Raw genomic sequence first — 21,357 nt, forward strand, 5'->3', positions numbered from 1 at the left:
GCCAATATAGTGGCACGACCTGACCACTTAAACAATCAGGATTTAAAGGTAGCTTATTGGAGCAAAAGCCAAAAAGAAGTATCTTTGGCACACTAAATACAAAAGGTTGAATGATTATTCTAAAATATAGTTTAGCTATCTTCTGTTTGCTGCTGACAGGATGCTCCTTCTTTTCCAGCCAAAAGGAAAAGGAGAACCCCGCCCTGACGGAATATGAATATACGACGGACGATATGCAATCCGGCGAAGAAAGTGCCACCGTCTTACCGCCACCGCCAAAGCGAAGCGCAATGGCTCTCTACATGGATTCACTGGGACTCGTCAACGTAACCGATCTGGATAGCAGCCTCGTTGTTAAGTTAATGTATACGCAAGCTGATAATTTCACTGGCGAAGTGCTTTACGACAACTTAACGGAAGCCTATTTGCATCCGGATGCGGCATACGCTCTTATAGAAGCACAAAAAGCCTTGAAAGAGCTTCACCCGTCTTATAGTCTTATCATTTACGATGCAGCCCGCCCCATGTCGGTACAAAAGAAGATGTGGAACGTAGTGAAAGGAACATCCAAATACAAATATGTCTCTAACCCAAACCGTGGAGGCGGACTACACAACTACGGACTGGCAGTAGACATCAGTATTCAAGACTCTTTAGGGCAGCCTTTACCTATGGGAACCCAAGTAGACCATTTAGGTGTGGAAGCACACATCACAAACGAAAACGAACTGGTACATAACGGAAAAATGAGTGAAACAGAACGTCAGAACCGGATACTGCTGCGAAAAGTAATGAAAGAAGCCGGGTTTCGTGCATTACCCAGCGAGTGGTGGCATTTCAATTTTTGCAGCCGGGATGTAGCCAGACAGAAATATAAGTTAATACCATAAATCGGCGCTCAGCAAGATCATAACCGGTGCTCAACGATTCATTGTAATATCCTATAACACAATAACGCCATGATACAAATCTCCCCCGAAACTCAACTTTTTATCCGCGAACATTCATCGGACGATGTACGTACACTAGCTTTACAAGCTAAAAAGTATCCGGATATAAATATGCCGACTGCCATCACCCAAATTGCAGGAAGACAGGTTGCCGCCGAAAAGATTCCTTCATGGCGAGAAATAGAAGAGATATGGTATCCGAAACATCTGTCGCTAGAGCAATGCTCTTCTGAAATCACTGCCCGCTACAAAGCCCGTCTTTTTCAGGGAGATTCGCTGACCGACCTCACCGGAGGCTTCGGCATAGACTGTTCTTTTCTTGCCACCGGATTCAAGTCCGCCACTTATGTAGAACGCCAGGAAGAGCTTTGTGAAATAGCGGCACACAACTTTCCCATCCTGAATCTAAACCATATAAACGTAAGAAATGAGGATGGAGTAGCCTATCTGCAAACAATGTCCCCCGTAGATTGTATCTTCCTCGACCCTGCCCGCCGCAATGAACACGGCGGAAAAACGGTCTCCATCGCCGACTGCGAACCGAACGTAGCCGAGCTTGAAGATCTTCTGCTTAGCAAAGCCAGCCGGATAATGATAAAACTCTCTCCCATGCTCGATCTTTCATTGGCACTGAAAGAGCTGAAACATACACAGGAAGTTCATATCCTATCCGTCAACAACGAATGTAAGGAACTACTCATCCTACTCGGACAAACATCACCGGCGGAAATCACCATTCATTGTGTAAACCTCTTCACGAAAGGGACTCAAGAAGAACAGCACTTCGTATTCACCCGCGAACAGGAGCAGCGTAGCCAATGTACTTATACCGATTCTTTAGGCGATTACCTTTACGAACCGAATGCATCTCTTCTGAAAGCCGGTGCCTTCCGCAGCATTGCCGCAGCCTACCCCGTCCGGAAACTGCATCCCAACAGTCATCTTTATACCTCCGATACTTTTATTGAAAACTTCCCCGGAAGAATCTTCCGGATTGTCAACCAGTGCAGTTTCAATAAAAAAGAAGTAAAAGAGAATCTGGCAGACCTGAAAAAAGCAAATGTGACTGTCCGCAACTTTCCCGCCACAGTAGCCGAACTTCGCAAACGGCTCCATCTGACAGAGGGAGGAGATACCTACTTATTTGCCAGCACATTAAATAATGGACAAAAAGTTATCATCCGCTGTGAGAAAGTCTGAACTATTTGCTATTTTTGCGAAAAGAAACACAATCTAAACTAATTCAGATGAATCAAACACCCATAAAAGCGATTCTATTATTAATCGTATTCACTCTGTCCTGTCACACTCCACTTTTCTCACAGAGAGATTTTGAGCGACATGAGTTCTCGTTCCATGCCGGCTACGGTGTGATGTTTCATAATCCTCCCACACTAACGTTAAGTACCCACAGCTACCAACGTACACTTGCACAAGGCGTAAGCTGGGATGGACAATACCATTTCCGTCCTCTCAAACGCTTTATCTTCGGAGGAATCTACACCGGATTTTCTTCCAAAGGAAGCCATCCTGAAGGAAAAGACCATTTATGGGTTCATTTCATCGGCACGCAAATCGGAATGTGTAATGCCAATACCAAACATTGGCAAATCCGGGTGACAACCGGTCCCGGCGGAGTCATTCTGCGGAACAACAGCGAGGTATTCGGCAACACACGAAAAGTGAGAGCCTTCACTATCGGTCTCCTCACCAATGCCAATCTTACCTATAAGCTGAATTCCAACCTGGGAGTCAGTTTAGGAGTACAATATATGTATAGTGAGCTACTTAGAATAAGGACTTACTATCACGAAGAAAAGGTTACTGTAAAACTCAATTCAAATGATGATGTCAACCTCACGCGACTAAACATCACTACGGGATTATCCTATTATTTCTAACATCCACTAAAAAAAGCACTATGAAGAAATATATACTCATTCTCTTTTCCATCATCAGCCTCTGGAGCTGTAAAGAAACGGAAGATGAATCGATCGACATCACCGTTTTGCCTTCTGCCACCACTACAGGAGCCAACACATTCGGTTGCCTGATGGACGGCTGGATTTATGTGGGAGGGCGATACCTGAATTGGGGACACTCGTATGTATGGACGTATGATTCATTCCACTATTACACAGAAGAAGACAAACTCTCTGTTAGTGTTTCCGTAAAGCCCGGTATCAATCTATCTTTCACTATTTTATCGCCCCAAGAAGGCAAAGAATCAACGATTACCGATATAGAGTTCGGAAGAGAAGAGCTGGAAGACGGAACAGCTTTCATAAGCCGTTTCGACACAGAAATGAAAATTATCAGTGTCACATTCGGTAACGGCTGACTAACGGACGTTTTGATATTCATTATACGGAACACAACAGTAATACCGGAGCCCAATCCTGATATAATCTGATACAGCCTATGCATTTCCGCAAAATCCATAGTTTCCCAGGATAGAAAACCCGTCAATCACCGGTTCCGGAAGCTGTAATACAAACGTAGCATATTTGTTACGCGTTCTTCAACCAACTGTAAAAAGTAAGAAACGTCAACCCTCTACTTTTGCAGCAAATAATTAACGCACGCTAACATTTATGAAACGATTTTTGAAATTTGTCTCATTTGTTCTTTTGGTCATGAGCACAAGCGGTAACACTTTCGCAGAAGAAAAAGTGAACGTAGTCAAACAAGGCACTATCCGCGGACGCATCGTAGATACTTCCAAACAGACCCTTCCGGGAGCATCCATCTATATCGAAAAGCTACATACCGGGGTGACCAGTGATGTCAACGGTTATTATACTTTCGCCAATCTTACTCCGGGCACATACACCGTAAAAGTAAGCTACGTAGGCTACTCACCCGTTGAAATGAAAATCACCATTCCGGCCGGAAAGACACTCGAAAAAGACGTAATCCTGAATGAAGGACTCGAACTGCAAGAGGTAGTAGTAGGCGGAGCTTTTCAGGGGCAACGCCGCGCCATCAACTCGCAGAAGAACACACTAGGGATCACCAATGTCGTTTCAGCCGATCAGGTGGGTAAATTCCCTGACTCCAATATCGGAGACGCACTGAAGCGTATCAATGGTATTAACGTACAATACGATCAGGGAGAAGCCCGCTTCGGACAAGTACGCGGAACTTCGGCCGATCTTAGTTCTGTAACAATCAACGGCAACCGTCTCCCTTCTGCCGAAGGCGACACACGTAATGTGCAGCTCGACCTTATTCCTGCCGATATGATACAAACCATCGAAGTAAGCAAGGTAGTCACCTCGGATATGGATGGAGATGCCATTGGCGGTTCTATCAATCTGATTACTAAAAGTACTCCTTATAAACGAACCATCAGTGCCACAGCAGGAACCGGATACAACTGGATTAGCCAGAAAGCCCAACTGAACCTGGGTTTCACTTATGGCGACCGCTTCTTCAACGACAAATTGGGAATGATGGCAGCCGTTTCTTATCAAAATGCTCCGGTAGGTTCGGATGATGTAGAATTTGAATACGATGTGAATAAGAAAGGAGAAGTAGTAATGGTAGAAGCACAAAAACGCCAGTACTACGTGACACGTGAACGCCAAAGCTACTCACTGGCTTTCGATTACGAAATAAACCCGAATCACCGACTGACACTGCAAGGCATCTACAACCGCCGTCACGACTGGGAAAACCGCTATCGCGTCACCTACAAAGACCTCGACAAAACAGGACCGGACGATGAAGGCGAAATGCAGCAATCTGCCCAAATAGAGACTAAGGGAGGTACTCCCAACAACAAAAACGCCCGCTTGGAACTGCAACAGACAATGGATTTCAGCCTGGGCGGAGAACATCAGTTCGGCAAACTGTCAATGAACTGGGGAGCTTCTTACGCACGTGCCAGCGAAGACCGTCCGAACGAAAGATACTTCAATCTGAAACAAGACTTTCTCGGATTTGACATCGTGGATGCAGGCGGCCGTTTTCCGTATGTGACAACCGATGTAAACCTGCACAACGGAGAAGTGGACGGTGAAAGAGGAAAATGGAAAGTGAAAGAACTAACCGAAAGCAACCAGGAAATCTACGAAAAAGACCTGAAGTTCAAAGTAGATTTCGAACTGCCGCTGGCCAACGGAATCTATGGAAACAGCCTGAAATTCGGAGCCAAATATGCATCCAAGACTAAAAATCGCGATGTAACCGTCTACGACTACGCAGACGCCTACAAGGATGCATACAAAACAGCGTATATGGACAACCTCACGAGTGAGATTCGCGACGGCTTCATGCCCGGCAATCAGTATAAAGCCACCGATTTCGTATCCAAAGAATATCTGGGTTCGCTCGACCTGAAAAACATGGAGGGTGAACAGGTGCTCGAAGAATCTTCCGGCAACTATCATGCTAAAGAGAATGTGACTTCCGCTTTTTTCCGCTTCGACCAAAACCTGGGAAAGAAACTAAAAATGATGCTGGGTCTCCGCATGGAAGCCACTCATATCAAATACGACGGCTGGAACTGGATGGTGGATGAAGAGGAAAACGAAACGCTTGAACCGACCGGAGATCATAAAAACAACTATCTCAACTGGCTCCCCAGCGTATTATTGAAATACGATGTGACCGATGATTTCAAAGTTCGCGCCTCTTTCACAGAAACATTGAGCCGCCCCAAATATTCCGCATTAATTCCATGTGTCAATATCAACCGCAGCGACAATGAACTCGTGATGGGTAATTCTGACCTGACTCCCACCCTCTCATACAACTTCGATTTAAGTGCCGATTACTATTTCAAGAGCGTCGGTCTGGTCAGTGCAGGTATCTTCTATAAGAAAATCAACGATTTCATTGTCGATCAGGTGATTGGTGACTATACCTACCAAAACAATGAATACAAGAAGTTCACCCAACCCAAAAACGCAGGTGATGCCGACTTGCTTGGTGTGGAACTGGCTTATCAACGTGATTTCAGCTTCATCGCTCCGGCATTGAAATGCATCGGATTTTACGGTACATACACCTACACTCACACCAAAGTGAACAACTTCAATTTCGAAGGGCGCGAAAATGAGAAAGACCTCTCCTTACCCGGTTCTCCCGAACATACGGCAAACGCCTCACTCTACTTCGAAAAGAAAGGTTTTAACGTACGTCTCTCCTACAACTTTGCATCCAGCTTTATCGACGAAATGGGAGAAGTTGCCGCACTAGACCGTTACTATGATGCCGTGAACTATATGGACCTGAACGCAAGCTATACATTCGGCAAGAAGTTCAAAACAACATTCTACGCAGATGCTACCAACTTATTGAACCAACCATTGCGTTATTATCAGGGCACTAAAGACCGTACCATGCAGTCTGAACACTACGGTGTAAAGATAAACGCCGGCGTAAAAGTGAACTTCTGATGCGAGCCAAACAACGATATTCATTCCTTTAAAAGGAAGCCCCCGTTGGTTTAAAAGGAACAGAGCATTGGTTTAAAAGAAACGTTCTCTTCCTTTTAAACCAACAAGCCAAAAGATTCAGAATAACTATCTATATATAAACAACTAATATACAACAGAATATGAATATGAAAATTAAGAGTTTATTGATTCTCGCATTAGTCTCCGTCTGTACATTCGTTCAGGCACAGTTGACGGACTACTCTATATTTGACAAGAAGTTTAACTTCTACGTAGCGAATGATTTAGGCCGCAACGGATATTACGACCAAAAGCCAATAGCCGAATTAATGGGTACGATGGGCGAAGAGATCGGTCCTGAATTTGTTCTGGCCACCGGAGATGTCCATCACTTCGAAGGAGTTCGCAGCGTGAACGACCCTTTGTGGATGACCAACTACGAATTAATCTACTCCCATCCGGAACTAATGATCGACTGGTTCCCTATCCTGGGAAACCATGAATATCGCGGAAACACGCAAGCCGTATTGGATTACACCCATATCAGCCGCCGCTGGACAATGCCCGCCCGTTATTACACCCAAACATTCGAAGAGAAAGGTGCCACCATCCGCATCGTCTGGATTGACACGACTCCTCTGATTGAGAAATACCGCCAGGAAAGTGATAAATATCCCGATGCCTGCAAACAGGATGTCAACAAGCAACTATCCTGGCTGGAATCTGTGCTTGCCAATGCAAAAGAAGACTGGGTTATCGTAGCCGGACACCATCCCATCTACGCTTATACTCCCAAAGAGGAAAGCGAACGACTGGACATGCAGAAACGGGTTGACACCATCTTACGCAAGCACAAGGTAGATATGTACATCTGCGGACACATCCATAACTTCCAGCATATCCGGGTTCCGGGAAGTGACATCGATTATGTCGTTAACTCCTCCGGCTCACTGGCACGCAAAGTGGAACCTATCGAAGGTACAAAGTTCTGCAGCCCCGAACCGGGTTTCTCTGTCTGCTCTATCGACAAAAAAGAGCTCAACCTTCGTATGATAGATAAAAAAGGGAATATACTTTATACGGTGACCCGAAAGAAATAAATTCTCTTGATGATATAAATTCTACTCTCAGTGAAAAAACACACAACCCGAGGCGTTCCTTTCGCGATGAAAGGGACGCTTCTTTATATAATTACCCTTGAACCTATTTTGTGGGATAATATACGTTTGCAGCCAACCAATAGTCAGCTACTTACTTCATCTTATTAGTGTTCTCCGGATGCGCAATCATCATCGGGACGTAACTCTATGCCTTTTCCGATACATCACCCTGCTCCGCTGTCTTCGCAGGACCGCTGTTTTTCACAGCGCCTTTCTGAATTGTCGATTCATTCCCATCCCGAACTGCCATATAGTGCGGTGACATAATTTCAATGCCGGCCTCATTAAATTTATCCTGAATGTTCTGATGCAAATCCGAATAAATCTGTGCCATCTTATCTGCCTGTTTGATATAAGCATTAATTTGATAGACCGGATACCAGTCGCTCAACGAAGTTTCCAACACAAACGGACGCGGATCATCCACCACTCCGGGAGTGTTCAACGCAGCGTCAATCAGTATCTGATTAACCCGCCGCCAGGGAATATCATAACCGATAGATACTTCCGAGTGAATAATCAGTCCATATTCGCGTGCCGAAGTACTATAGTTTACCGTATGAGACGACATGATAAATGAATTGGGAACAGTCACAACCTCATTTTTAGGAGTCCGGATGCGGGTGACAAGAGGAGTTTTTTCGATGATATCTCCGGTGGTATCATTCAATTTGATCCGGTCGCCCATCTTGAACGGACGCATATAAGTAATCACCAGTCCGGCAATAATATTACCGATAACCGTACTTGATCCGAGCGAAACGATCAATCCGACAAATACCGAAATCCCTTGGAACACACCGGAATCGGAGCCCGGAAGATAAGGATAAATCATCGCAATCATAAATGCATAGAGCAGGAAACGGGCGATATGGAAAGTCGGCATCGCCCAGTCCGGATAGAAGCCGTTGATTTTGAGTCGTCCTGCTTCCACTTCACGTGCCAGATACAAGACGAGACGTACCAAATACTTCACGGCATACCAGATGACGATGATGGTAAACAGTTTGGGCACATAATCGATAATACCCACAAAGATACCGCGAATCGGATTCCATATATAGCCCAACAGTTGATATGCCAGTCCTTCTGTCTGCGGGAAGATGATAAAAATCAACGGTACGGTAAACAGTAGCTGCAATCCCATCAGTATATACCGCCCGATACTGGACAGGAATACTAACAGATTCGCCTGTTTCTGCGCATCCAGCAATTCATATCCCTGGATGGCTACCGGTTTTATCTTCGTGTCTTTCAGGCGCAGGATACGCGCTTTCAGTTTACGGAACAACCAGTTGGTCAAGCGGAACAGGAAATACTGTCCTGTAATTACCAACACAAAATAGAGCACACGCTTTGCCATTCGCCAAAGTCCGTGCTCGGCTTTCATCTCATGCAGTTTGGTAATGACACTCTGCTGTCTTTCCTTAGCTAGCGAATCACGGGAAACTCCTTCCCATAAGGCATCCTGATCGGTAAGAGAAAGCAATACTTTGCTGCCGTACATCAAATCGGAAACTATGTCCGAATGGTCGATAGCCACAGAATCGGGTTGTAGATTGAAGCGTCTTCCTATTTCTTCAATTGCCGCACCGGTCATTTGGGCACGTTGCTGGGGAGTATATCCACCCCGTTTGGTGAAAAGGTAAAATAAGGTATCACCGTCCGCCACTACCGGTATTCCTTTTGTGAACTGCCGCAGGGAGTCGATACGCTGTCGTTGCTGTGCATATTTTACGGAGTCGGCGGTAGCCATCTGGAGTTTCATCTGCTCCATTTCCATCCTCATATTCGCCTCATTGAGCCGGGCTTCTTCCAATGATTTCTGCATATTTACCAGATGGATAGAGTCCGAATCCCGTTTCAAAGGAACATGTCCGCCCGTTATTGTATCTCCGGCAAATATCTTCTTAACCGCCTGTTCCAACTGTGCTTGCGCCCCGATTGCCAGGAAAGAAAAGAACAACACCAGTAACGACCGTTTTATTTTATTTATTTCCATACCTTATATTCCTTGATTATAATTAAGGTTAATCTAACATTTCATTAAAAACAGAGCAAACATACGGATTGTTTTTGACATTACCATTTCCAAATTGATTATCTTTGCCACTAAAAGAGAAAAAAGCATGAATATATTATTACTTATCGGGGGATTAATCCTCATTCTTCTAGGAGCCAACGGATTAACAGACGGTGCCGCCTCGGTAGCCAAGCGTTTTCATATCCCTCCCATCGTGATCGGACTTACCATCGTTGCATTCGGCACTTCTGCCCCGGAACTGACGGTCAGTGTATCTTCTGCCCTCAAAGGCAGCGCGGATATTGCCATAGGCAACGTGGTGGGAAGTAACATTTTCAATACGTTGATGATTGTGGGCTGCACGGCCTTATTCGCCCCGATTGTCATCACCCGCAATACACTTAGAAAAGAGATACCACTCTGCATACTTTCTTCTATTGTCTTGCTGATTTGTGCCAATGATGTATTCCTGGATAAAGCTCCGGAGAATATCCTGAACAGAGTAGACGGCTTATTATTGCTTTGTTTTTTTGTTATCTTCATGGGTTACACCTTTGCCATCGCCTCCAAGCCGAGCACAACAGAACAGGCGGGACAGATAGAAGCTCCGACCATAGAAGAGGAGACAGAAATCAAATCACTCCCCTGGTGGAAATCCATTCTTTATATCATCGGAGGTTTGGCTGCCCTCATTTTTGGAGGTCAGTTGTTTGTTGACGGCGCCACAGGCATCGCCCGCAACCTGGGTGTCAGCGAATCGATTATCGGACTGACACTGGTCGCAGGAGGTACTTCCCTTCCTGAACTGGCTACGTCTATCGTTGCCGCATTAAAGAAGAATCCGGAAATTGCCATTGGAAATGTGATCGGTAGTAACCTCTTCAATATATTCTTTGTACTGGGATGTAGCGCCAGCATCACTCCTCTCCGTCTTAGCGGAATTACCAACTTCGACCTGTTTACGTTGGTAGGTTCCGGTATTCTGCTCTGGTTATTCGGGCTGTTCTTTGCCAAAAGAACTATCACGAGAATTGAAGGAGGGATTATGATACTTTGTTATGTGGCGTACACGGTGATATTGATTTATAACACTTAATTATTATAACAAAATACCTGATATTCAGCTTCATTCCAAGTATTTTTTCCCTCTTTAGACATAGAAACTGGTACGATACGAATATTTAATGATTTCTTTCCCTTAGTATACTTGGCTGGAATTTCAAAGTCATCTTCCAGCCAGCGTTTATAAGGGTTACTATCAGCTACATACCATAAACGTTCTGTAACCTCTTCACCATCAACAAAAACACGGGCTGCTTGTCGAACATCGTTTTGGTCGCTCAACCTACGCAAACGCACTCCTTCATTTTGAGAAGATATATTCACTCTAAAACTACTAAAACTTTCAAACCGGACGGTTTCTCCTACATATAAAATACGATCCTCATTTCCCTCAAAGAAACTTTCCAATTTTGTTCTGCGTACATTACCCATAGCTTTATAAGAGTGCCGTTTAATAGAACGAGAAGAGTTTAAATCCAAACTATCAGTTTTCACCAGTACATTTTTATCTTGACCATAATAGAATATAGTACCCGAGTGTTCCAAATACTGATTGTTATATTCGCCCGACTCTATTCCAAACTTCAGTTCTGAATAGAAAGGATAACTATCGCCTATACAAAAACGAGTCATAGACCATGGGTTATCCGAAAGACCGTCATACCCTCCCATTGGATGCACTTCAGGCGGGGTCGGGAATCCCCAACCATAACAAACATAACTTTCAGAACCGTCACTCTCAACTTGTGGTGTTCGTTTGCCGTCAATATATACACGAACATCCCCCTCGCAAGAAATGATATGTGAACGTTCGGCATGACATGTAACATGAGCAGCAACCATCTTTCCTCTTCCTTGAATAGCAGCTATCGGACTATCTATTCCTGCCACATGTTTTCGGGTATAATATGGTGTATTACGAAAGTATCCGGTATTAGATGTGGGATAAACCGACCTGGAAACAGCTATTTCTGAGAATCCCAAAGAAACAGGAACGCCACTACGATTTTCAATTATTATCTTCGCATGCTTCCAATATGGCATTGGAAAATAATTATAAAACCAACCGTCTGTGTTATATCCTGACAGCAAATAGTTGGTATCGTGAAAGCCCAAAGAGTTGCCTCCCAAACACGCTAAAGGACATGAAATATCGGGTTGCTGATGAGCATCCCAAAACATATGAATCCATACATCCTGCAAGTGCTGCTCATTAATCTCCGGAAAATAAAATTTTAAAGAACCAATAGCTCCCTCTCCTTTTTCATCCAATAAAGTAATGGATTCGCCAGCATTAATCTTTTGTTCCGACTTACGATGATATGCCAATTGATCTTTGCACAAAAGATTACTTCCTTGTTTCTTCCATAATTGTATCAAAGTATCATAATTCTCCTTCCCGGTAAAGGTCTTGATACCATTGTCCGCATAAGTGTGGTATACAACATGTCCCCAACCTCCTTCACCTTTGGTTCTTTCATAACCTTCCAGTTTCACATCGGTGGTTACACGGCAGCCCTTGTTAAACGGCATTGGAACAAAACTCCGTGCAACACGTATGGGCCCTCTTCCGTTATCAAACGGACCAATATAACTTTCAGCCAAAGGTTTTATAAAAGGCTCTTTCTCTCCGAATTCAGATAAATGTAAACTAAAACGAGGCGTTTCTTCTCCATCAAAATAAAAACGGAAGAGCGGATCACTTGAACTCATATAGCGATGTTGTACAAGATTATAAATACATCCCGGACCATCAACATCAAATATTACCCATTCTCCACGTTGATCCTGGTAAAGACTCCAGTCCCAGTCGGCATTCTTTCCTCTTTTATCAATACTACCTTCATAATGGACAGAGATTCCACGATCTAACAGGGCAAAGATGCAATATCAACCATTCGAGATATACCATAAGATATACTATCAGTCTGCCAACCCGACTGTGCTACAGAGACTATCGAGCCAATTGCCGACAATGACACAACCCCGAAAACAACAAAACAAACTAAAAAAATACTTCTTTTCATAAGGTGATAAATATAAAATAAAACATGAATCTATCTATAAAATTTAATTCATAAAAGTACGGCAACTTATATAAGCATACAACCACTTTATTATCAAATCAATATACTATTTTAACCTTCAAGCCATCTGTTATCATATTTATTTTCCGGCTTAATCTTTTTTGAATATATATATAAGGTAATATACTCTTGCCTTAAATAAATAGTAAGAAAAGTATCAGTATATGATAACAAAGCACTTTTTTTACATATTTTTTTTGTGCTTACTTTGCAACGTCCATCTTATATGTTATACCTAATTTATTATGAAAATGAAGAAAGTCATTTTGTTTATCACCTTATTCTCCATGATATCATTATTCAGTTACAGTAAAGATCCTGTAAAACAATGGGGACAACTACAAGTAAAAGGTAATCAATTATGCAGCCAAACCGGAGACTCTATTGTATTAAGAGGGGTTAGTTATGGCTGGCACAACCTATGGCCCAGATTTTACAATAAGCAATCTGTGAAATGGTTGAAAAAAGATTGGAAATGTACCGTTTTACGCGCCGCCATGGGAACAGTTATTGAAGACAACTACATTGAAAATCCGGAATTTGCATTAAAATGCATGAATAAAGTGATTAAAGCGGCAATTAAAAACGACCTCTATATAATAATCGACTGGCATACTTATTATCCACAAAAAAAAGAAGCAAAAGCATTTTTCTCAATGATGGCACAGAAATACGGAAAATATCCTCATATTATTTATGAAATATACAACGAACCTATGGAAGACAGTTGGGAAAGTGTGAAAGAATATGCAACTGATATTATCTCTGAAATACGTAAATATGATCCTGATAATATCATTCTTGTAGGCAGCCCACACTGGGACCAAGACTTACACCTGGTAGCAGAAAGTCCTTTAGAAGGATTCAATAATATAATGTATACCCTCCATTTCTATGCCGCCACTCATAAACAAGAGTTACGGGATAGAGCTGAAGCAGCATGGGAAAAAGGAATTCCCATTTTTGTGTCTGAATGTGCAGGCATGGAATGTACTGGCGATGGCCCATTAGATATACCAGAATGGACTCGTTGGGTAGAATGGCTGGAAAGCAAAAAGATCAGCTGGGTTAACTGGTCCATTTCAGACAAGAACGAAACTTGCTCCATGATTCTTCCGCGAGCAAACAAAAACGGAGGATGGGACGAGTCTTTAATAAAACCTGCAGGACGTCAAAGCCGTAAGTTTATCCGACAATACAACTCACATATTTATAAAAATAAAGAATGATAAAATAATATCAGTTTTAGGCAAATAACGTCAATAATTTACATTCCTTATTTACTAGCTTTGCATCAATAATAAATGTACGAGATTTTATACTAAAGTTAATTTTAAATTTGATAAAAATGAAAAAGAATCTCTTTTCTTTTCCCCGCTCAAAAGTGCGGATGCTAAAAGGATCAAAAGGAGTCTGGCTCTTTTTGATTATGTTCTGGATGATAAATACAGCTGCATCAGCAGCAGGTATTGAAATTAAAGGTACTGTAACAGACAGTAAAGGTGAACCTCTTCCCGGAGTTAATATTGTTGAGTTAGGAGTTAAAAAAAACAATGGTACCATCAGTGATTTAAATGGTAAATATACTATAACAGTAGAAAGCCAAAAATCTGTTCTTCAGTATACTTTTATCGGTTATAAAACAACAGAAGTCACTGTAGGAAACCGTAAAACAATCAATGTTTCACTCAAAGATGATACTCAATCTTTGGATGAAGTAGTAGTTATCGGCTATGGTACAATGAGGAAAAAAGATTTATCCGGAGCCGTTGCTTCTATTAAAAGTGATGACTTGATGCTTGGTAACCCGACCAGCATTTCCCAAGCCCTACAAGGTAAATTAGCTGGTGTACAAGTAAACCAGAGTGATGGTGCTCCCGGTTCAGGTGTAAGTATCACCATACGTGGTGCTAACTCATTCTCTACAAATTCACAACCACTTTACATTGTCGACGGTATTCCGTTTGAGGTAGGAGATACTCCAAGCAGTAAAGCCAACGAGGGCAACAACTCCACCACTAATCCTCTGTCATTGATCAACCCTAATGACATCGAATCAATCGACATTTTAAAGGATGCTTCTGCAACAGCCATTTACGGTTCTCGCGGAGCGAATGGTGTCGTATTGATTACCACTAAAAGAGGTCGTGCCGGAGACGCTAAAGTTGAGTTCTCGGCCAATTTCGGACTTTCCAAAATAGCCAAAATGGTTAAAATGCTGGATGCTTACACCTATGCTAATTATGTAAATGAGGGTGTAATCAATGGAGCTGCTTATGACAATCTTCCTTATTCATACCTTCCTTATCGTGGTAAATGGAACTACCGTCGCGACGAGAACGATAAAATCGTTCCCAATTCCGGTAAATACTATGCTTCACCGGAAGATTATCTCAATCCGGGTTATCGCGAAGACGAATACGGCAATAAAGAATGGGTAGAAGGCACCAACTGGATGGACGAGATCTTACAAGATGCATTAACACAGGAATACAATCTTAGTGTATCAGGAGGAAATGAAAAGAGCAACTATGCATTTTCAGGCAACTATACAGACCAGACAGGTATTATCAAGAATTCTGGTTATGAACGTTTTGCTGTTCGTGCCAACATCGGAAGCCATGTGAAACCTTGGTTAAATACGGGACTAAATATCAACTTCACCCGTTCGTTAACTAAGTTTGCCAAGTCAAATTCTTATGATTATAGTATCATCCGTTCTGCCATGCTTTATTTACCGACATTATATGTAGGAGACAAGACAGAAGATGATTCTTATGCATGGTTGTCAGCCAATCCACGTACATACGTTAATACAGCTAAAGATGAGCTGAAGTCAATCAATGTATTTACTTCTGCGTTTGCCGAGATTAAAATCCTCGACTGTTTGAAATTCCGTCAGAATCTAGGTATCAGTTATTCAGTAAACGATCGTGCAAGTTACTACAATCGTGAAACAGGAGAAGGTAAAGCATCTAACGGACGTGCTGGTAAGAGTGATAACTTCTGGCAGAACTTAACAGCAGAATCATTGGTTACTTTCGATAAGACATTTAACAAGTTACATCATCTCAATGTAGTAGCCGGTTTCACTTACGAAAAATCGGACTGGGGTGGAAAAACAATGAATGCATCCAACTTCCCGACTGACATCACACAAGACTTCGATATGAGTCAGGCATTAAATATTGAAACACCGGCCAGCTATCGAGGACAAGCAGTTCTAGTCTCTTTATTAGGACGTGCCAACTACACATTCAAGGATCGTTATATTTTCACAGCATCATTCCGTCGTGACGGTTCAAGTCGTTTCGCTCCGGGAAATAAATTCGCGAACTTCGCTTCAGGAGCAGTAGCATGGACCATATCGGAAGAAGAATTCATCAAAAACCTGAATATATTCAGTAACTTAAAGTTGCGACTCAGCTACGGTCAAACCGGTAATCAAGCTATCAGCAGTTATCAGACTATCGCTTCACTTGCACCATCCAATTATCCTCTGGACGGAACATTAAGCAGCGGATTTGCAGGACAAACTTACAAAGGTCCTTTGAATGATAAACTCAAATGGGAAACAACCGACCAATATAATGTCGGGCTCGACATGGGATTCTGGAATAACAGAATTAGTTTATCCGCTAACTATTATTACAAGAAAACCAATGACCTGCTACAAAATGTATCTATACCGAACAGTACCGGTTATACTACAATGTGGACGAATTTCGGCCATGTAAAAAACAAAGGACTTGAACTAACTGGTAAAATCATTGCATTAGACAAAAAAGACTGGAGCCTAGACTTCGACGGCAACATCTCTTTTAATAAAAATGAAATCGGAGGTTTAACAGCTGACCAATATGCTAACCAATTATGGTATAGTGCCAAAGAAGTATTTCTGCAAAGAAACGGACTACCTATCGGAACAATCTTCGGCTATATAGAAGACGGCTTCTATGATAATATAGCAGAAGTCCGTGCAGATCCAATATATGCTAAAGCATCTGATGATGAGGCTCGCAGAATGATCGGTGAAATCAAATATCTGGACAAAAACAATGACGGAAAAATAACGTCAGAAGACCGCGCCATCATCGGTGATACCAATCCTGATTTTATTTATGGTTTGAACGCCAATTTGCGATGGAAAAATCTGACTTTGGGATTGTTCTTCCAAGGAACTCATGGAAATGATATTTTTAACGGAAACTTGACTAATATCGGAATGAGCAGTATTGCAAACATCACTCAAGATGCTTATGATTCACGCTGGACACCAGAGAATGCAGCTAACGCCAGATGGCCTCGCGTCACTACTGCAATGACTCGTGACATGAAACTCTCCGATCGTTATGTAGAAGATGGTTCTTACTTCAGACTAAAAACAATCAACTTAAACTACAATTTCGGTTCAGTCATAAAAGGTATTAGCAATTTATCTGTTTTCGGTACAGTAACAAACGTATTCACGATTACAGGTTATAGTTGGTTTGATCCGGATGTAAACGCCTTTGGTTCTGACGCTTCTAGAAGAGGAGTTGATATTTTCTCATACCCGAGCAGCAGAACATATTCAATAGGTTTTAAATTAACTTTATAATCTCAAGAAATGATGAAAAAGAAAAATATATTCATATATCTGATGGCATCCAGTCTCCTATTATCCGGAGCAGTAATGACATCATGCGAAAGTATGATCGAAGAAAAGCCTTTCGACTTCATTGTCCCTGAAGATGTTGAGGATTCTGATAATGGTGCCGACATGTGGGTAACAGGAGTATATAATACATTACACGAAGCCATGTTCAGATACGGTAGTTTCCCACGACCGCTGGATTATGACTGTGACTATATTTCCGGTGCAGTATGGCAGTTCAGCCAGTTTGGAAGCGGTAACTTCCAGGGAGGTGACGGACAGGCCGATGTACTTTGGACCGGAATGTACTCGTTGATTAACCGGGCAAATATAGCGGTCTCTGAAATCAATAAGATGCAGAATGTATCGGAAGAATTTAAAAAGAATGCATTAGGAGAATGTTATTTTCTTAAAGCATGGGCATATTTCTACTTGGTACGTGCTTATGGAGCTATCCCTATTTATTCGGTCAGTGTAAACGAATCCGGACAATATACTAACAATCCGCGTATTCCGATTGCACAAGTCTACACGGAAACAATCATACCTTTGCTTAAAGATGCTAAAGATATGATTTATAAAAACACAGATAATGGCTTTAAACCCGGAAGAGTCTGTGCTGCAACTGCAGCAGGTTTGTTAGCCAAAGTATATGCAACTATCGGTTCTGCTTCCATGTCTACCGGAGAACAAATAACAGTAAAAACCGGTGCACCGTTTGTTATGCAGAATGTAAATGGTACTATGACCAAAGTGTATACAGAACCTGTTCCGACAACATTCTCCAAGGATCAAGTTGCCGGTTACGAAAGCTTTTCTTCTCAAGAATATTACAGACTGGCCTACGAAGTTGCGGGAGATGTAATCGGAGGAGAATATGGGACACACAAACTTGAGGACTATGATTTGATTTGGTCTCCTTCCGGCAAAACTTGTAGTGAACACTTATTCGGTTTACAAACTAAATCCGGTGATGAATTATACGGTACACTATTCAGCTCGCACTACTGTGGCAGACTCAATGCAGCAGGAAACATAGACAATAGTTTAACGGTAGGATGTAGAAAACACTGGTATCTATTGTTTGAAGAAAAAGACTACCGCGTGGACAAAGGAGTGTTGCATTGTTGGATACGTCAGAACTCCGATACAAGTTGGGGTGGTGGTTCATACTATCCGAACTTCGGGAAATGGCAACGTATGGTTGAAGCCAAAGAGCTCCGTTCGATAATCCAAAAGTAACCTCCGGATGGAGATGTGATGAAGCAGGTTCAGAACAGTTCTTTGCTTTCACCACTAAATATTCACAACAAATAGCCGATCAGACTCAACCTCGTACAGATGCCAATTACCCATTTTTACGTTATGCTGATGTTGTTCTAATTTTTGCAGAAGCAGCTAATGAATTAAATGGTCCGACAAAAGAATCGGTAGACGCTTTAAATGATGTCCGCACCCGTAGTAACGCAACAGGTAAAGAACTGGCAAACTTTACAGATAAAACCAGCCTGCGTTCTGCAATCCTTGAAGAACGTGCAATGGAATTAGCCTTGGAAGGCGATCGTCGTTGGGATTTAATACGTTGGGGAATTTATTTGCAGGCAATGAATGCTCTAGGCGGAATGGATGAAGCCAATAACGTAAAACAACGTTCCAGTAAACATCTGCTATTCCCGATTCCGACTCTTGAAATCCTGACGAACCAAGGAATTAATGAGAATAATCCTGGCTGGGATTAATCACTTATAACCATGTAATAAAACAGATTATGAAGAAAATAAAATATTTTGCAATAATCGCAGCATCCATATTTGCTTTAACATCCTGTACGGATATTGTTGAAGTCGACGATCTGAAAGCCAAAGAAAACAAACCGTCAACAGGTGCTCCGACTGTAGACAAAGTTGTTTTGGCAACAGATGCTGAATTTCCCATTGAGGGAGCGAATTTCGAACAAGTAGTACGAATTGAGGGAACAAATCTCGGAGACATCACCTCTCTAAAATTCAATGATATCGAAGTGGACAGCAAGGAGGTATATTCGACCTACGATATGCTTCTCGCACCTATTCCCCGTGCACTTCCTAAAGAAGTGACCAACACGATTTATATTACAACCAAACACGGAGAACTAAGTATTCCTTTTGTTGTTTCCATCCCTGATTTAACAATCAATGGACTCAAGAATGAATTTACCCAACCGGGAGATACGACAGTTATTACAGGTGACAACTTTGACCTTTACGGTATTACAATCGAAGAAGCAATTGTTAATTTAGGTAATTTACCGGTAAATGTAATCGATGCCACTCGTACAGAACTGACAATAGAAATCCCGGCAAATGCCACTCCGAAATCTACCCTTACTATAAAAGGAGCCAATATGGATGAAGCATACAAGCTCACATACATGGATCCGGGAGTATCTCAACTTTTTGATTTCAATAATTGGCCGGGAAGCGGTGCTTTTACACATTCCAGCCAATTCCCTGATGCCCCGAAAAATTTCTTATGTGACGGCACATTAGAAGGACAACCGGAACCATTAGTAGAAGGAGGAAAATATATTCGATTCAATAATTCCGTGAAAGCTTGGGGATGGATGGTTATGTGGGCCGGATATATTACTGTACCAGCAGAAGTAGCCGCAGATCTTTCATCATACGATTTAAGATTTGAAATCTGTACTGGAGCTAAATTCCCGATATCAGCCCAAGCGCGTATCATCTTAGGAGATTATGGATGGTATCCTTCCAAAGGAGGAATTCCGGTCAATACTTATGGCGGATGGCAAACAGTACGGATCAGTGCTGACACAGAATCATTGTTGCCCAGTTCCATCGATCCCAGTACCAACACAGCTTTCAAAATCATATTCTCTCCTGAATCTGCACAGGATTTTGATTTAAGTATGTGTAATTTCAGATTTGTTCATAAGTAAAAATAAAAAAGGGAACGCTTTAATATGGGCGTTCCCTCATAATCAAAAAGATTCGATTTATGCTAAAAGACTTATTTTCATTAGTAACGATTGTAGCACTTCTATTTTCATCTTGTTCCAAATCAGACGAAGAAGAAAATAGTGATGAGCCTCAACCAACCAAACAAACAGCTTATTTTGGAGTTAACCTGTCAGGAGCTGAATTTGGGAATGTGTATCCGGGGGTGGATGGTACCCACTATGGTTATCCCACAGAAAAAGATTTGGATTACTTTAAAGCCAAAGGCCTTTATCTGGTACGTTTTCCTTTTCGTTGGGAACGTATACAACCCACAATGAATGGGGAATTAAATGCAACAGAGCTGGCAAAAATGAAGAAATTCGTCAAAGCCGCTGAAGATAGAAACATACAGATACTTCTGGATATGCATAACTTTGGAAGATATTGTGTATATTGCGACGGTCAAAGTTCACAAAATAATCAATATGCAATCATTGGTAATGCACGATGCACTGTTGACAATTTCTGTGACGTATGGAAGAAACTGGCAAAAGAGTTTAAAGACTATAAAAATATCTGGGGTTACGACATCATGAATGAGCCCTACGAAATGCTGGCATCGACACCATGGGTTAACATAGCCCAAGCCTGCATTAATGCCATCCGCACTATAGATACTAAAACGACCATCATAGTTAGCGGAGACGAATTCAGCTCTGCCAGACGATGGAAAGAATGCAGTGACAATCTGAAAACTCTTACAGATCCAAGTAATAACCTGATATTCCAGGCACATATATATTTCGATTCGGATTCTTCCGGAAACTATAATAAAGGATATGATGAAGATGGTGCAACCGTTCAAACAGGGGTGGCTCGTTTGAAACCTTTTGTTGACTGGCTGAAAGAAAATAATAACGTGGATTCGTTGGTGAATATGGTATACCTGATACTGACGGCCGTTGGATGGATATTCTTGATGCAGCACTTAAATATCTACAAGAAAATGGAATAAACGGAACTTACTGGTCTGCCGGTCCACGATGGGGTGATTATCCCTTATCTGTCCAACCGACCAATAATTACACACAG

Annotated in this window: 13 protein-coding genes and 2 pseudogenes; 13 read left to right on the forward strand and 2 right to left on the reverse strand. The window is 42.1% G+C overall.

The genetic code is table 11. The annotated features are described in order from the left end of the window. The first annotated feature begins 110 nt into the window (after positions 1–110). The 6 genes and pseudogenes from DXA05_RS19670 (at position 111) to DXA05_RS19695 (ending at position 7,455) form a co-directional block, all read left to right on the forward strand. Positions 111–890: a M15 family metallopeptidase gene (locus tag DXA05_RS19670; RefSeq protein ID WP_009038870.1), complete on the forward strand. Its 780-nt coding sequence runs from the start codon at positions 111–113 to the stop codon at positions 888–890. Between the two features lie 69 nt (positions 891–959). Then, complete coding sequence (locus DXA05_RS19675) at positions 960–2,150, forward strand: class I SAM-dependent methyltransferase (protein ID WP_009038869.1); 1,191 nt, start codon at positions 960–962, stop codon at positions 2,148–2,150. Positions 2,151–2,197: 47 nt separating this feature from the next. Next, complete coding sequence (locus DXA05_RS19680) at positions 2,198–2,851, forward strand: hypothetical protein (protein WP_004317090.1); 654 nt, start codon at positions 2,198–2,200, stop codon at positions 2,849–2,851. Positions 2,852–2,871: 20 nt separating this feature from the next. Continuing rightward, a pseudogene (locus DXA05_RS19685) lies at positions 2,872–3,353 on the forward strand (hypothetical protein). Between the two features lie 191 nt (positions 3,354–3,544). Continuing rightward, positions 3,545–6,355, forward strand: a complete 2,811-nt coding sequence (locus DXA05_RS19690) for a TonB-dependent receptor (protein WP_128859532.1) — start codon at positions 3,545–3,547, stop codon at positions 6,353–6,355. 167 nt (positions 6,356–6,522) lie between these two features. After that, positions 6,523–7,455, forward strand: coding sequence for a metallophosphoesterase (locus DXA05_RS19695; protein WP_004317085.1), 933 nt, complete (start codon positions 6,523–6,525; stop codon positions 7,453–7,455). A gap of 205 nt (positions 7,456–7,660) precedes the next feature. Here DXA05_RS19695 and DXA05_RS19700 read toward each other — a convergent pair whose 3' ends face one another. After that, a complete protein-coding gene (locus DXA05_RS19700) occupies positions 7,661–9,517 on the reverse strand; it encodes a mechanosensitive ion channel family protein (protein ID WP_008023353.1) in 1,857 nt (618 codons plus the stop codon). Between the two features lie 127 nt (positions 9,518–9,644). Here DXA05_RS19700 and DXA05_RS19705 point away from each other — a divergent pair, with 127 nt between their 5' ends. Further along, entirely contained in the window at positions 9,645–10,634 is a 990-nt protein-coding gene (locus tag DXA05_RS19705) for a calcium/sodium antiporter (RefSeq protein ID WP_008023354.1), read from the forward strand. Here the strand turns inward: DXA05_RS19705 and DXA05_RS19710 are convergent. Next, a pseudogene (locus DXA05_RS19710) lies at positions 10,631–12,627 on the reverse strand (DUF2961 domain-containing protein). The gene DXA05_RS19705 and the pseudogene DXA05_RS19710 overlap by 4 nt on opposite strands. A gap of 311 nt (positions 12,628–12,938) precedes the next feature. Here DXA05_RS19710 and DXA05_RS19715 point away from each other — a divergent pair. The 6 genes from DXA05_RS19715 to DXA05_RS19735 all read left to right on the forward strand — a co-directional run bounded on the left by DXA05_RS19715 (position 12,939) and on the right by DXA05_RS19735 (position 21,280). Further along, positions 12,939–13,916 (forward strand): glycoside hydrolase family 5 protein, encoded by a 978-nt coding sequence (locus tag DXA05_RS19715; RefSeq protein WP_008642318.1) that lies wholly within the window; start codon positions 12,939–12,941, stop codon positions 13,914–13,916. A gap of 119 nt (positions 13,917–14,035) precedes the next feature. Next, complete coding sequence (locus DXA05_RS19720; protein ID WP_115483937.1) at positions 14,036–17,287, forward strand: TonB-dependent receptor; 3,252 nt, start codon at positions 14,036–14,038, stop codon at positions 17,285–17,287. A gap of 9 nt (positions 17,288–17,296) precedes the next feature. Next, positions 17,297–18,565 (forward strand): RagB/SusD family nutrient uptake outer membrane protein, encoded by a 1,269-nt coding sequence (locus DXA05_RS19725; protein ID WP_284515624.1) that lies wholly within the window; start codon positions 17,297–17,299, stop codon positions 18,563–18,565. 71 nt (positions 18,566–18,636) lie between these two features. Continuing rightward, positions 18,637–19,062 carry a RagB/SusD family nutrient uptake outer membrane protein gene (locus tag DXA05_RS27920; RefSeq protein ID WP_284515629.1) on the forward strand — a complete coding sequence of 142 codons (426 nt, stop codon included), beginning with the start codon at positions 18,637–18,639 and terminating at the stop codon, positions 19,060–19,062. 29 nt (positions 19,063–19,091) lie between these two features. Continuing rightward, the gene (locus DXA05_RS19730; RefSeq protein WP_004298397.1) at positions 19,092–20,264 is read left to right on the forward strand and encodes a glycan-binding surface protein; all 1,173 of its coding nucleotides are present in this window, start codon (positions 19,092–19,094) and stop codon (positions 20,262–20,264) included. A 59-nt stretch (positions 20,265–20,323) separates the two neighbouring features. Continuing rightward, complete coding sequence (locus DXA05_RS19735; protein WP_284515625.1) at positions 20,324–21,280, forward strand: glycoside hydrolase family 5 protein; 957 nt, start codon at positions 20,324–20,326, stop codon at positions 21,278–21,280. Positions 21,281–21,357: the final 77 nt, after the last annotated feature.

This window comes from Bacteroides sp. AM54-2NS, from assembly GCF_003602935.1.
Classification (GTDB): Bacteria; Bacteroidota; Bacteroidia; order Bacteroidales; family Bacteroidaceae; genus Bacteroides; species Bacteroides xylanisolvens.

What these genes read in the sequence shown, in the direction of transcription:
- DXA05_RS19735 (WP_284515625.1), top strand. Translation starts at nt 20,324, where the DNA reads ATGCTAAAAGACTTATTTTCATTAGTAACGATTGTAGCACTTCTATTT.
- DXA05_RS19705 (WP_008023354.1), top strand. Translation starts at nt 9,645, where the DNA reads ATGAATATATTATTACTTATCGGGGGATTAATCCTCATTCTTCTAGGA.
- DXA05_RS19700 (WP_008023353.1), bottom strand. Translation starts at nt 9,517, where the DNA reads ATGGAAATAAATAAAATAAAACGGTCGTTACTGGTGTTGTTCTTTTCT.
- DXA05_RS19690 (WP_128859532.1), top strand. Translation starts at nt 3,545, where the DNA reads ATGAAACGATTTTTGAAATTTGTCTCATTTGTTCTTTTGGTCATGAGC.
- DXA05_RS19680 (WP_004317090.1), top strand. Translation starts at nt 2,198, where the DNA reads ATGAATCAAACACCCATAAAAGCGATTCTATTATTAATCGTATTCACT.
- DXA05_RS19715 (WP_008642318.1), top strand. Translation starts at nt 12,939, where the DNA reads ATGAAGAAAGTCATTTTGTTTATCACCTTATTCTCCATGATATCATTA.
- DXA05_RS19730 (WP_004298397.1), top strand. Translation starts at nt 19,092, where the DNA reads ATGAAGAAAATAAAATATTTTGCAATAATCGCAGCATCCATATTTGCT.
- DXA05_RS19720 (WP_115483937.1), top strand. Translation starts at nt 14,036, where the DNA reads ATGAAAAAGAATCTCTTTTCTTTTCCCCGCTCAAAAGTGCGGATGCTA.
- DXA05_RS19725 (WP_284515624.1), top strand. Translation starts at nt 17,297, where the DNA reads ATGATGAAAAAGAAAAATATATTCATATATCTGATGGCATCCAGTCTC.
- DXA05_RS19695 (WP_004317085.1), top strand. Translation starts at nt 6,523, where the DNA reads ATGAAAATTAAGAGTTTATTGATTCTCGCATTAGTCTCCGTCTGTACA.
- DXA05_RS19675 (WP_009038869.1), top strand. Translation starts at nt 960, where the DNA reads ATGATACAAATCTCCCCCGAAACTCAACTTTTTATCCGCGAACATTCA.
- DXA05_RS19670 (WP_009038870.1), top strand. Translation starts at nt 111, where the DNA reads ATGATTATTCTAAAATATAGTTTAGCTATCTTCTGTTTGCTGCTGACA.